This window comes from Aminobacter anthyllidis, from assembly GCF_018555685.1.
Taxonomy (GTDB): domain Bacteria; phylum Pseudomonadota; class Alphaproteobacteria; order Rhizobiales; family Rhizobiaceae; genus Aminobacter; species Aminobacter anthyllidis.
This window is the reverse complement of the sequence record NZ_JAFLWW010000001.1, coordinates 298,257-311,680: the sequence shown is the minus strand read 5'-3', so window position 1 is coordinate 311,680 and position 13,424 is coordinate 298,257. Positions and strand designations below refer to the sequence as shown.

Annotated in this window: 11 protein-coding genes; 3 read left to right on the top strand and 8 right to left on the bottom strand. The window is 62.0% G+C overall.

The features are described 5' to 3' along the window. Positions 1-98: 98 nt before the first annotated feature. Both argS and J1C56_RS01595 read right to left on the bottom strand, forming a co-directional pair. Positions 99-1,856, bottom strand: a complete 1,758-nt coding sequence (gene argS, locus J1C56_RS01600) for an arginine--tRNA ligase (RefSeq protein WP_214385368.1) — start codon at positions 1,854-1,856, stop codon at positions 99-101. A gap of 62 nt (positions 1,857-1,918) precedes the next feature. Further along, positions 1,919-3,139: a deoxyguanosinetriphosphate triphosphohydrolase gene (locus J1C56_RS01595; RefSeq protein WP_214385366.1), complete on the bottom strand. Its 1,221-nt coding sequence runs from the start codon at positions 3,137-3,139 to the stop codon at positions 1,919-1,921. A 71-nt stretch (positions 3,140-3,210) separates the two neighbouring features. Between J1C56_RS01595 and erpA the strand changes: the two genes are divergently transcribed. Together erpA and J1C56_RS01585 are read left to right on the top strand one after the other, a co-directional pair. Next, positions 3,211-3,558 carry an iron-sulfur cluster insertion protein ErpA gene (gene erpA, locus J1C56_RS01590; RefSeq protein ID WP_214385364.1) on the top strand — a complete coding sequence of 116 codons (348 nt, stop codon included), beginning with the start codon at positions 3,211-3,213 and terminating at the stop codon, positions 3,556-3,558. A gap of 2 nt (positions 3,559-3,560) precedes the next feature. Then, positions 3,561-3,944 (top strand): VOC family protein, encoded by a 384-nt coding sequence (locus tag J1C56_RS01585; RefSeq protein WP_214385362.1) that lies wholly within the window; start codon positions 3,561-3,563, stop codon positions 3,942-3,944. A gap of 56 nt (positions 3,945-4,000) precedes the next feature. Here J1C56_RS01585 and J1C56_RS01580 read toward each other — a convergent pair whose 3' ends face one another. Next, positions 4,001-5,485: a nucleobase:cation symporter-2 family protein gene (locus J1C56_RS01580; RefSeq protein WP_214385360.1), complete on the bottom strand. Its 1,485-nt coding sequence runs from the start codon at positions 5,483-5,485 to the stop codon at positions 4,001-4,003. 138 nt (positions 5,486-5,623) lie between these two features. Between J1C56_RS01580 and xth the strand changes: the two genes are divergently transcribed. Continuing rightward, on the top strand, positions 5,624-6,415 hold the full coding sequence (gene xth / locus J1C56_RS01575; RefSeq protein WP_214385358.1) for an exodeoxyribonuclease III: 792 nt from the start codon (positions 5,624-5,626) through the stop codon (positions 6,413-6,415). A gap of 125 nt (positions 6,416-6,540) precedes the next feature. On the opposite strand, the gene J1C56_RS01570 is transcribed toward xth, so the two are convergent. The 5 genes from J1C56_RS01570 to J1C56_RS01550 form a co-directional block, all read right to left on the bottom strand. Beyond that, positions 6,541-7,359, bottom strand: coding sequence for a tetratricopeptide repeat protein (locus J1C56_RS01570; protein ID WP_214385356.1), 819 nt, complete (start codon positions 7,357-7,359; stop codon positions 6,541-6,543). After that, entirely contained in the window at positions 7,346-7,780 is a 435-nt protein-coding gene (locus J1C56_RS01565; protein WP_214385354.1) for a hypothetical protein, read from the bottom strand. Before J1C56_RS01565 ends, J1C56_RS01570 begins: the two co-directional genes overlap by 14 nt. Before the next feature lie 289 nt (positions 7,781-8,069). Beyond that, positions 8,070-9,200 (bottom strand): OmpP1/FadL family transporter, encoded by a 1,131-nt coding sequence (locus J1C56_RS01560; RefSeq protein WP_214385352.1) that lies wholly within the window; start codon positions 9,198-9,200, stop codon positions 8,070-8,072. 365 nt (positions 9,201-9,565) lie between these two features. Next, positions 9,566-12,349, bottom strand: coding sequence for a valine--tRNA ligase (locus tag J1C56_RS01555; protein WP_214385350.1), 2,784 nt, complete (start codon positions 12,347-12,349; stop codon positions 9,566-9,568). A gap of 143 nt (positions 12,350-12,492) precedes the next feature. Then, on the bottom strand, positions 12,493-13,248 hold the full coding sequence (locus tag J1C56_RS01550; protein ID WP_214385348.1) for a PopZ family protein: 756 nt from the start codon (positions 13,246-13,248) through the stop codon (positions 12,493-12,495). Positions 13,249-13,424 lie beyond the last annotated feature (176 nt).

Below are 13,424 nucleotides of genomic sequence, written 5' to 3'. Positions count from 1 at the left end.
CCCGAACTCTCGCACTTTTTTCGGACGCAATGAACGTCGCGTAAGGTTGGCCCTTACCAGCGCAATGTGGGCAAAAGGTGACATTCAGCTCCGGAAACCTAGCGCATTTCGGTCGGCGCATCCGCTCCGATCAACGCCAGGCCTGACGTCAAAACGTCCGAAACAGCCTGCACCAGCCCGAGTCTGGCATGGGTCAATTCTGGATCGTTAACCTTAACAAACCGTAAGTCGGGGTTATCGGTGCCGCGATTCCAGTGTCCGTGGAAGCTACTGGCGAGGTCATAAAGGTAGAAAGCCAGCCTGTGAGGCTCCATCGACTGGGCAGCCGAATCGATCAGGCGCGGATACTCGGCAAGCTTCTTGACGAGAGCGATCTCGCCTTCGTCCGTCAGCCGTTCGACAGCACCGATCAGGCCGGCGCGCGCGAACTCTGCTTCGCCGAGCTGTTCCTTTGCCTGCCTGAACACCGAGTGGCAGCGCGCCGACGCATACTGCACGTAGAACACCGGATTGTCCTTGGACTGCTCGGTGACCTTGGCGAAATCGAAGTCGAGCGGCGCATCGCTCTTGCGATAGAGCATCATGAAGCGAATCGCATCGCGACCGACTTCCTCGACGACCTCGCGCAAGGTGATGAATTCCCCTGCCCGCTTGGACATGCGCACCGGCTCGCCGTCACGGAACAGCTTGACCAGCTGGCACAAAAGCACGTCGAGCTTGACCGCACCGTCGGTGACGGCACGCGCCAGCGCCTCCATGCGCTTGACGTAACCGCCATGGTCGGCGCCGAGCACGAACACCAACTCCTCGAAACCGCGGTCGACCTTGTCCTTGAGATAGGCAACGTCAGCGGCGAAATAGGTGAAGGCGCCATCAGACTTGACCAGGGCGCGATCCATGTCGTCGCCGACCTCGGTCGAGCGGAACAATGTCTGCTCGCGGTCTTCCCAGTCGTCAGGCTTCTCGCCCTTGGGCGGCGGCAGCTTGCCCTTGTAGACATGCCCCTTCAGCGTCAGGTCGCTGATTGCCGAGCGGATCGCCTTGGCGTTGTCGGCATGCAGCGTGCGCTCGGAGAAGAACACCTCGTGGCGCACGTTGAGCAGCGCCAGATCCTCGCGGATCATCACCATCATCGCGTCGATGGTGCGATCCTTGATAAGGGCGAGCGCTTCGTCTTCCGGCTTCTGCAGCAGGTCGCGGCCGAATTCCTTGGCCAGGGCCTGGCCGACCGGCACGAGATAGTCGCCGGGATAAAGTCCCGCCGGGATCTCGCCGATCTCATCGCCAAGCGCTTCGCGATAGCGCAGCATCACCGAGCGGCCGAGCACGTCGATCTGCACGCCGGCGTCGTTAATGTAATATTCCTTGGATACATCATAGCCGGCGAATTCCAGGATGTTGGCGAGTGCATCGCCGACAACCGCGCCGCGGCAATGGCCGACATGCATCGGCCCGGTCGGATTGGCCGAGACGTATTCGACATTGACGCGCTTCTTGTTGCCGAAGCCGGAGCGGCCGTATTCGGTGCCGCGCGACAAAAGGTCGGCCAGATGCCTGTGCCAGAACCCATCCTTGAGCTTCAGATTGACGAAGCCTGGGCCGGCAACCTCGGCCTTGACCACGTCGACGTCCTTGGCAAGCTCCGCGACCAGCCGTTCGGCCAGTGCGCGCGGGTTCTGCCCGGTGGGCTTCGCCAGGACCATCGCCGCGTTGGTCGCGAGATCACCATGAGTGGCGTCGCGCGGCGGCTCAACAGCAATGCGCGTCAGGTCGAGTGCACCGCCATCTTTTGGAGTCAATTCAAGCGCTTCGACGGCTTTGGTAATCCGCTCGCTGAAATCGGCGAAAATGTTCATGTGCTCGGCTCTGGCTGGCATTGCATGGCAACCGGCAAAATATGCCGGAAATTGCGCTCGGCCTAACTCAAATCGGGCGTATGGTCAAACAAGCGCCGGTGTTCCTTGATCGCGTAGGTGTCGGTCATGCCGGCGAGAAAATCGGCAACGGCGCGCGCCTTGATGCGATCCTCGGCCCGGTCGAGGCCCTCACGCCAGCCTTCCGGCATGGCGCGCGGATCGGCAAAATAGACATCGAACAGGTCGCGCACGATCCTGTCGGCATCGGCCCGCACCCGCATCACGTCCGAATGGCGGTACATGTTGCGGTAGAGGAAAGCCTTGAGCTCCTTTTCCGAAGCAGCCATCTCCTCCGAGAACGTCACCATCGCCTCGCCTGCTGCCCTCACCTCATCAGCGCTCTGCGGCGCCAGACGGGCGATCCTTGCCGTGGCGGTCGAAATCACGTCCTCGACGAACATGGTGATCTGCCGGCGCATCAGTTCATGGCCGGTGCGCATCGCGTCAAGCGCGGGATAGCGCTCGCGCACGCCGCGCAGGATCTGTGCCGGCAGGCCGACCCCGTCGAGCATGTCGAGCGTCAACAGGCCGGCGCGCAGCCCGTCGTCGATGTCATGGGTGTTGTAGGCGATGTCGTCGGCAATCGCCGCGCACTGGGCCTCCAGGCTGGCGAAGCGGTCGAGTTCGAGGTCATGCAGTTCGGAATAGTCGCGGATCGCCTGCGGCACCGGCCCCTTCAGGCCCTTGCCGGCGGCGTCCGTCAGCGGGCCATTGTGCTTGACCAGCCCCTCCAGCGTTTCCCAGGTCAGGTTGAGCCCGTCGAACTCGGCATAGCGGCTTTCCAGCCGCGTCACCACGCGCAGCGACTGGGCGTTGTGGTCGAAGCCGCCCCAGGCCGCCATCTTGTCGTTCAGCGCATCCTCGCCGGTATGGCCGAAGGGTGTGTGGCCGAAATCATGGACAAGTGCGATCGCCTCGGCGAGATCCTCGTCGCAGCGCAGGGCGCGTGCCAGAGCGCGCGCGATCTGGGCAACTTCGATGGTGTGGGTCAGCCTCGTGCGAAAGTGATCGCCCTCATGGGCGACGAACACCTGCGTCTTGTGCTTGAGGCGGCGGAAGGCGGTCGAATGGATGATGCGGTCGCGGTCACGCTGGAACGGCGTCCGCGTCGGGCTTTCGACCTCGTCGAACAGGCGGCCGCGCGAACGCGCGGGATCGCAGGCATAGACGGCGCGTGGCCGGTAGCCAAAGCCGATATCGCCAAGTTGCCGTTCGCCTGCCATACTCCCCACCTGTTGACTTGCTACAGGTGGCTTCATACCTATCATAAGAAACCGAAAGCAAGGTGACGCCGATGGGCGCTGATGCCAAGACTGCCATGAAGGTCGACATGACCGAAGCCGCCGCGAAGCGGATAGCCAAGATCGTCGCCGGCGATCCGGGCAAGATCGCGCTTCGAATCTCGGTCGAAGGCGGCGGCTGTTCCGGCTTTTCCTACAAGTTCGATCTCGTCGAAGGCCGCAATGACGACGACGTCGCCATCGAACGCGACGGCGCGACACTGCTCGTCGATGACATGTCGCTGATCTATATGGGCGGCTCTGTCGTCGATTTCGTCGACGATTTGATGGGTCAGTCGTTCCAGATCAAGAACCCCAACGCGGTCGCCGGCTGCGGCTGCGGCACCAGTTTCTCAATCTAGCCATGCGCCGGCCGCAAGCGCTCCGTCAGGTGGCGCTTTCGGCCGGTCGCGACATCGACGCAACGCTTGCCTTCTGGCTCGATGTCTTCGGCCTTCCCGTCCACGCCCGCTACGACCCTCCCGGCATCGCCTTCATCATCGTCGGCGGCGTCAGGCTGTTCTTCACCGGCGGCATACCGCAGGCAACCGTCTATCTCGACATGGACGACATCGACTCCTTCTACGAAACCGCGTCCGACAATGGCGTGGCGTTCACGACCGCCCCCACGCTGGTGCACCGCGATGCGGCCGGCGAATTCGGTCCGGCCGGCGAATCCGAGTGGATGGCCTTCCTGAAGGATCCCGCCGGCAACACGATCGGGCTGGTCGAACGCAAGCCGGGCTGAACGAAAAGGGCCGCCCCCTCGGACGGCCCTTTCTCTTGTTCGAGATATGCAGGCAATCAGGCTTCCGAAGCCATTGCAGCTTCGCGGATCTCGGCCTCATTTTCCTTGGTGCCGTTGAAGAAGGCGTTCAGCACCACCGCCGAAACCGAGGCCAGCAGAATGCCCGACTCGATCAGCGGATGGATGCCATGCGGCATCCACATCTTGAAGTCAGGCGCCACCAGCGGGATCATGCCGAAGCCGACAGAGACGGCCACCACGAACAGGTTGTTGCGGTTTGTCTTGAAGTCGACATTGGACAGGATGCGGATACCTGTCGCCGCCACCATGCCGAACATCACCAGACCGGCACCACCCAGCACCACCGTCGGCAGCGCCTCTACCAGCGCGCCCATCTTGGGAACCAGCCCCAGGATCAGCAGGATCACGCCGCCGGCGACGCAGACGAAGCGGCTCTTGACGCCGGTGACGCCGACAAGACCGACATTCTGCGAGAAGCTCGTATACGGGAAGGTGTTGAACAGACCGCCGATGATGGTGCCGAGACCATCAGTGCGCAGGCCGGCCGACAGCATCGGTTGCGTTACCTTCCTGCCGGTCATGTCGCCGAGCGCCAGGAACATGCCGGTCGATTCGATCATGACGACGATCATCACCAGAACCATGGTGACGATCAGGATCGGGTCGAAGATCGGCATGCCGAAGCGCAGCGGCGTGATCAGCTCGAACCAGCCGGCGGACGCCACCTTGTCGAAATGCATCATGCCGAGTGACGCGGTCAGCACGCCGCCGATGACGATGCCGAGCAGCACGGCAATGTTGGCCATGAACCCCTTGCCGAACCTGGCGATGATCAGGATCGAGGCCAGCACGACCGCCGAAATGCCGACATTGATGAGCGGTGCATAGGCAGCGTTCGGCGCGGTCGCGGCAAGCGCCAGCTTGGCAGGGATCGGCGGGATGGTGGAACCGGTGGCAGCGGCCATGTCGGTCACAGCCTTCAGCCATTCGGCATGCTCGGGCGCCACCAGCTTCGGCGCGGTCGGGCCGAAGGGATTGCCGAAGATCCAGTTGATGCCGATGCGCATCAGCGACGCGCCGATGACCACGATGATGGTCCCGGTGACGACAGGCGGAAAGAACCTGAGCATGCGGCTGACCAGCGGCGCGATCAGAAACGCCACGATGCCGGCGCCGATGATGGCCCCGAAGATCATGCGCGCGCCGTCGGGGCCCTGGTTGGCGTTGGCCATGGCGACCATCGGGCCGACGGCGGCGAAGGTGACGCCCATCATCACCGGCAGCTTGATGCCGAACCACTGGGTCGCGCCGAAGGACTGGATGATGGTGACGAGGCCGCAGACGAAAAGGTCGGCGGAAATAAGAAAGGCGACCTGCTCCGGATCGAGCTTCAGGGCTCGTCCGATGATGAGAGGCACCGCGATTGCACCGGCGTACATGACCAGCACGTGCTGGATGCCGAGCGCGGCTAGGCGAGGTGCCGGTAGCACCTCGTCCACAGGATGAGTACTGTTGGACATGGCATTTGTTCCCCTTTTGCCAGCCGGTCCGAAGAATGCCGAAGAGGACCGGTTCCCTTCTCCCTAGGGATGGTGCAGGATCGTCTGGAACCGCCGTGCAGGCTATCAAGAATTATTTGAAATCATCGCGTGAAATTCATGAAGATCGTGACCTGGAACATCAACGGTGTCCGCGCCCGCATCGAAAACCTGGTGCACTGGCTCAAGGAAAGCGATCCGGACATCGTCTGCCTGCAGGAAATCAAGACGGTTGATGAAGGGTTTCCGCGTTTCGAGATCGAGGCGCTCGGCTACAACGTAGAGACCCACGGCCAGAAGGGTTTCAACGGTGTCGCCATCCTGTCCAAGCTGCGCTTCGACGAGGTCAATCGCGGCCTGCCGGGCGATGATGTCGACGAGCAGGCGCGCTTCATCGAAGGGGTGTTTTCGACCGACAAGGGCGCGCTGCGCGTCGTCTCGCTCTATCTGCCCAACGGCAACCCGGTCGGCACCGAGAAATTCCCCTACAAGCTGTCATGGATGGCGCGGCTGGAGCGCTGGGCGGCGGAGCGGCTGGCGCTGGAAGAAGCACTTGTGCTTGCCGGCGACTACAATGTCATCCCCGAAGCTATCGACGCCCGCAACATCGAGCTTTGGCTGGGCGACGCGCTCTACCAGCCCGAGACGCGGCAGGCGTTCCGCCGGCTGGTCAACCTCGGCTTCACCGAGGCCGTCCGCTCGGTCACCGACCAGCCCGGTGTCTATACGTTCTGGGACTACCAGGCCGGCGCCTGGCAGAAGAACAACGGCATCCGCATCGATCATCTGCTGCTGTCGCCGGAAGCCGCCAACCGCTTCGCTTCGGCCTCGATCGAAAAGCATGTGCGTGCCTGGGAAAAGCCATCCGACCACGTTCCGGTGGCCATCGACCTCAATCTCGTGGCGACCTGAAAAAACGCCGCCAGAATCTCGAGGTTTTGGCGGCCACACTTCAATCGGATTGGGTTGGAACAGTGCGTTGCCGAAAGGCCAGACGCCAATGCGCTTTCACGCGCCTGACCCAGCCGGCGAAGCGCCTACTGGTTGCCCTTGGTCAGGATGTCTTCGGCAAGCGAGATCGCGGTGCGGCGGTCGGATTCATCGGCCAGCGCAAAGGCTTCTTCCTGCATGCCGCGGATCCAGGGCTGGTCGGAAGGCTGGGCGCGTTCGAGGGCGGCGGTCATCATGGCGAGGCCACGTACCACCTTGCCGCTCTCAAACAGCAGATTGCCAAGCGTTGCCTGGGCGCCGGCATGGCCTTTTTCGGCGGCAAGCTGCAGCCAGCGGCCGGCCTGCTTGACCGAAGCCTTCACGCCGCCATCGCCCTTGAGGAACATCTTGCCCATCTCGTACTGGGCATTGGCATTGCGGTAGTTGGCGGCCGCGCGCATGTAGTATTCCTGCGCGGCGACCGGGTTGGCCGACACCGGGCTGCCCGGGATGCCTTCCTTCATGTAGCCGCCGAGTGCCACCAGCGCGTCGGAGACATAGCTCTCCTCGGGCGAGCCGGGCTCGACGTCCTGCTCGGCGATCTCGGTGAAGAACTTGAACGCCTCGTAGTCGTTCTGGGCAACGCCGTCGCCTTCGGCATACATGCGCGCGAGCTTCCAGGTGGCACCGATCTGGCCATTTTCGGCAGCGTAGCGATAGGCCTCGACGGCCTGGTCCTTGTGACCGCTCTTGTAGGCGGAGAAGCCGAACTGAAACACCGCCCACGGGCTCGACTCCGGCTTCACGCCGGTCTTGTCGTCGAACACCTTGTCGTCGAACGCCAGCGCCTCGCCGGCGGCGCCCAACAGGGAAGCCGCGACAAGCGCCGAATAGGCTGATGCTCTTACCAACTCAGATATGCGCATAGCAGTGTGTTTCTTTCGCCCACCTCGGTGGGTGACCGTGCCGTCGCCTTTCAGTTCGGGCACAATTCCAGTTCGCGCCCGACTGACCGTCGTTCGAGCACGGCTTCCATTCTTTCGCCCTCTCCACGCATTCGGTGTCGGACCACGCCATGCCAACCTTTGCGGTCGCATGCGCCACGTCCAGAACATCGATCACATCAAGATGCGCGCTGTTTTCGACCAAACTACGGCCAATTCGCCGCAAGAAATCGTGATCGCGCAACAACTGCGCAGGCGCCGTCGGGGAGTTGAAGACGCCGCCGTTACTTGCGCGAGCGACGCGAAACCTCGTGGGCAGGCAGGAAGAGCCCGGCGCATAGGCCAACGCCGCCGTCTTTCGACGGCTGGGCAGCTTGGCCATGAAGGTCGCCTTGGCGTTCATTTCTGTTCCTGCCGCACAATTGCGGCCTTGCTGTTGGTCGTTGCCAACGTCCCGCAACCGGGCGCTGGTCCGAAGACCCATTCGAGGTGCGCCGGGTTTATGGCGGGAAATTGGCAATGTCCCCGTCATGTTCATTAGCCGAAAGCTTGATGCAAAAGTGTTGCTGAATCGTCACAGCTGTTGCCGACTTGCCGCGCCATGGTTTCTAAAACGGAAACGCGCGGTTCAGCGGTCCAGGCACAAAAAAGCCGGGCACGAGGCCCGGCTTTTTTGGATCAGGTTGTGGAGGTTACCACTTCACGCTGTAGCCACCTGAAAAGGCAAACGCCCAATCGTTGCCAACTGCCCGGTTGAGAGGGCCATATTTTGTCTCTTCGCCGGCTGTAAGGTAGCTAACGCCGAGGCCAGCGCGCAGTTCGCCGCCGATTTTATCCTTGAGAGACACGCCGGTGCCGACGGTATACGTATCGGTGTGGAGGTCCCAGCCGGTGCTGACACCGCGGTCCCACGTCGCGAAGACCGTGCCAGCGACAGAGTCACTGAAGGAGTGGCCGATACCACCGGTAACAGTCCAACCGTCCTGCCAATTGTACGTGTCGATCCTAGTCGAGGCAGCGGCATTTGCCGGCGATCTATTATCCAGAACCAGCACCAGCTTTTCGTTCACCGACCAGTCTGTCCACTTGATGCTGCCATAGGCCAACCAGCCCGGAGCAATACCACTTTGAAGCTTAAGTTCCACGCTCTGTGGAAGCTCCGCAAAGCCAGCGGCCGGCAAAACGATTGGCGTGCCAGTGATAGCGGTGGTGCCACTGGCACCTACATCAGTTCCCGAACGATACATTAACTGAGCGCGGAGAGCGATTTCCGGGATTTCATAGGCAATGCCAGCGCGCCAGCCAATATCAGTGTCTTTCAGATCGACAACGCGTGCTCCATTCGCGCCAACTAAGTTGTAGTCGACGTTTTCAATGAAAGCACCGCCCAAAAATGAAATGCGGCCCTTGCCGAGTTCGTATCGAAAGGCGCATGTCGCGCCGTACTCCATTACGGTGAAATCTTCCTCGAGCTTGAGGAGTGTCCCGTTGCCGCCCGGACGATAAGTCACCCCGCCGCCATATGGCATGCTCACAGTGCCAGCGCATGAAAGCTGGTCAAAAATCTTGAACTTTACCGCCGCAGAAGGAATTACGTAGGTGTCAGCGTAGTCGTATCCCGTCCCGTCTGGGTACGGATTGACCGTATACTCACGATGCGGGCTGACCACCGTCACGCTGGTCCGCAGGTTGAAGTTGCCCTGCTCGTACAAAATATCCGTATCGGCCGTGCCGCGCGAAAAACCGCCGGCCTGGGCTGCGCTAGCCGCAACGATCGTCAGCGCCGTTGCCCCCAGCAGCGCTTTGAGACGCGAAATGTTCATGGTGTCCTCTCCCGAATGCTCGTTGTGAGAATTGAACGGTTTCATTGTTCTCACGCAACATTGATTTTTTACGAACGGCAGCAAGCAAGCCGCCGTCTGCGCCATCGCGCCCGGGCTTCCGCTTACGCAAACGTCAATTTTAGTGGTTTCAGGCTTTGCCCGCCAAGAATTTCAAGGAGAACCCAAGGATTCCCGCCCAAAAACGGGCAATTTTCCGGGCATTTTGGCCCCTTGTTACATTATGGCAACAATCAGGCGAAAAATGGTTACATTGACCACAATTTACGCAACGGCACGCCTCTTCCGGCGGCAATAGAAAAGCCTGCCGTAGCGTCATGCCACGGCAGGCCCTTGACTTCGAATCGTCAGCCGGCGTCGCGGACGCGGGAAAGCGCCGTGTCGAGTTTTTCCTGCGTCCGGCTGTATTCCTCGAGCTTTTCGCGCTCGGCCGCGACGATCTCTTCGGGTGCGGACGCCACGAATTTCTCGTTCGACAGCTTCTTGTGCAGCCGCGCGATCTCTTCGGTCGTCTTGGCGAGCTCCTTTTGCAGCCGCGCCGCCTCCGCACTGAGATCAATCAGGCTGCCAAGCGGCAGGCAGGCGGTGGCCTCGCCCGCGACGATCTGGGCCGCACCCTTGGGTGCCGCCGGCTCATGCGTGATCTCGCCGACACGGGCCAAGCGCGCGATCGCCGACTGGTGCCGCGTGAGGCGCCCCAGCGTCTCGTCATTCGCACCGACGAAGACCAACGGCGCGATCGCCGCCGGCGGCACGTTCATCTCCGACCGCACCGAGCGGATGCCGCTGACCAGGTCGACGAGCCAGTTGATCTCGGCAGCAGCGCCCACGTCCTCGAAGTCAGGCGCCGGCCAGGCGGCGTGGCACAGCAGCGACGAGCGCTCCTTGCCCTCGCCCGCCGTATGCGCCCACAGCTCCTCGGTCATGAACGGCATCATAGGATGCAGCAGCTTGTAGATCTCGTCGAGCACGAAGGCCGCGACCGCCTGGCTTTCGGCCTTGGCGGCCTCGTCGTCGCCCATGAAGATCGGCTTGAGCAGTTCGAGATACCAATCGCAGAAGGTGTTCCAGACGAAGCGATAGGCAGCACTCGCCGCTTCGTTGAAGCGGTAGGTGGTGATGGCAGCCGTCACCTCGCGCGTCGCCCGCGTCAGCTCGGTCAGGATCCAGCGGTTGACGGTCAGCTTGGCGTCGTTGAGCCAGAACGCGTCATTGCGTTCGACACCGTTCATCTCGGCAAAGCGCGTGGCATTCCACAGCTTGGTGCCGAAGTTGCGGTAGCCGGCGATGCGGGCCGGATCGAGCTTCACGTCGCGGCCTTGTGCCGCCATGATCGCCAGCGTGAAGCGCAGCGCGTCGGCGCCGTACTCGTCGATCAGCTCCAGCGGATCGATGACGTTGCCCTTCGACTTCGACATCTTCTGGCCGTTCTTGTCGCGGACCAGCGCATGGACGTACACCGTGTGGAACGGCTCCTCTTCCATGAAATGCAGGCCCATCATCATCATGCGGGCAACCCAGAAGAAGATGATGTCGAAGCCGGTCACCAGCACGTCGGTCTGGTAGTAGGTGTCGAGCTCGGGCGTCTTGTCGGGCCAGCCGAGCGTCGAGAACGGCCACAGCGCCGACGAGAACCAGGTGTCGAGCACATCTTCGTCGCGGGTCAGGATCTTGCCCGGCTCGAAATTCTCGAGCTGCTCCTCGACCCAGGCCTTCCACGGCCCTTCGAGAGCCAGATAATGCTGGATCGCCGCATCGAGTGCTTCCTGCTCGGTGCGTTCCACGAAGACCTGGCCGTCGGGACCATACCAGGCCGGGATCTGGTGGCCCCACCAGAGCTGGCGCGAAACGCACCAGGGCTGGATGTTCTCCATCCAGTCGAAATAGGTCTTCTCCCAGTTCTTGGGCACGAAGTTGGTGCGGCCCTCGCGCACCGAGCGCAGCGCGGGCTTGGCCATCTCGGCGGCGTTGACATACCACTGGTCGGTCAGGAACGGCTCGATCGGCACGCCGCCACGGTCGCCATGCGGCACCATGTGCTTGTGCGGCTCGATCTTGTCGAGGAACCCGCCCTCTTCCATGATCTGGACGACGAGCTTGCGCGCCGCGAAACGGTCGAGGCCGTGCAGCTGCGCCCACACGCCATCGCGCATCTCGGTGCGTTCGACGCCTTCCAGGAACTCGTCATTGTCGACGATGTTGATGTTGGCCTCGACGGTCAGGATGTTGATCTGCGGCAGGTTGTGGCGCTTGCCGACCTCGAAGTCATTGAAATCATGCGCCGGCGTGATCTTGACCGCGCCCGAACCCTTTTCCGGATCGGAATACTCGTCAGCGACGATCGGGATCTTGCGGCCGACGATCGGCAGGATAACGTTCTTTCCGACGAGTGCTGTGTAGCGCTCATCTTCAGGATGGACGGCAACGGCGGTGTCGCCCAGCATCGTCTCGGGCCGCGTGGTCGCAACCGTGATGTAGGTGGCCGGGTTCTCCGGATCGTAGACTTCGCCTTCAACCGGATAGCGGAAGTGCCAGAGATTGCCATTGATCTCGTGCTGCTCGACCTCGAGGTCGGAGATCGCGGTCAAAAGCTTGGGATCCCAGTTCACAAGGCGCTTGTCCTTGTAGATCAGCCCCTGCTTGTGCAGCGTGACGAACACTTCGACGACAGCCTTGGACAGGCCCTCATCCATGGTGAAGCGCTCGCGCGACCAGTCGCACGACGCACCCAGCCGCTTCAGCTGGTTGAAGATCATGCCGCCGGACTCGTCCTTCCACTCCCAGACCTTGTCGACGAACTGATCGCGCGTCAGGTCGCGGCGATGGATCTGCTTTTCCATCAGCTTGCGCTCGACGACCATCTGCGTGGCGATGCCGGCATGGTCCATGCCAGGCTGCCACAGCACGTTCTTGCCGCGCATGCGCTCGAAGCGGACGAGAATGTCCTGCAGCGTGTTGTTGAGCGCATGGCCCATATGCAGCGAGCCCGTGACGTTGGGCGGCGGGATCACGATGGTGAACGGCTCGGCACCTTCCGGCGCGCCTGCGCCGGCCTTGAAGGCATCGGCATCTTCCCAGGCCTTGGCAATCTTGGGTTCGACTGATTTGGCGTCGTAGGTCTTCTCAAGCATCGGAATTGGTTCCGTTTTGGTCCGGATTTGTTGGTCCGGTGTAAATCGGATGGGTGGGGCCAAGTCAACAGCACGGTCAGCCGCAACCTGAAACGAAAACGCCGCCCGAAGGCGGCGCTTTCATGTCGGCAAGGCCGAAATCACTACGAGCCGCGTGCCACGCGCTCGATCTCTTCGCGCACCAGCCGCTCGACCAGCGTCGGCAGGTTGTTGTCGAGCCAGTCCTGCAGCATCGGCCGCATCATCTCGGTGGCGATGTCGTCGAACGATTTGCGGCTGCGCGCCGCATAGGCGTCGTTGAGTTCGCCAAAGGCTGCCGACACCTGACGGCCTGCCTGTTCCGAGATGATCGCGGCCTTGGGCGCCAGCGTCTCTTCGACAACGACGGGCTCTACAGGTACCGCCACGATTTGCGGCTCGACCTTTTCAGCCTCGCGCGCCGGACCAGCCAGACGCTCCATCTGCTCGACAGCCACGGTCGACTGCGGTGCCCAGCTTGCCGCCGACGCACGCTGTGTTGCCGGTGCTTCGACAACAGCTGCCGGCGCAGGCGTTTCAGCAATGGGTGTCCGCGAAGGCACCGAAGCGACAGACTTCGGCTCTGCCGACGGCCAGCGCGCGGAGGCGACCTCATCACGCCGGGCGGTTTCGAGCTTTGCAGCCGTGGGCGTCACTTCGACTGGCTTCGCTTCGACTGGCTTCGGCGCCTGAAACTCGGCTCGGAATGCCTCGACTTCGATGATGTTGCGGTCGCCGCGATCGTCTTCCGCTTCCGGGCGCACCTGCTCGAAATCGACGGCCGGACGGCGTCCGGTGTCGTTGTCTTCGATGATCCTGCGAATGGAAGCGAGTATCTCTTCCATCGAGGGTTCGCGCTGAGCGCTGCTAGCCTGGGCCATCGTCACATCCGCCGCCTTTGTGACAGGATACAAAGTGCGCCCGTCGAAACGGGCGTCGAATCAGAGCCCAAGCGTAGCTGACTGATTCCCCTTCGAGAATCCCCAATCGGGCACCCCCGTCGATTTCAACAGGATACAGTGTTCCGGCCACTTCTTCTTGGTCGGCAAAACGAAAA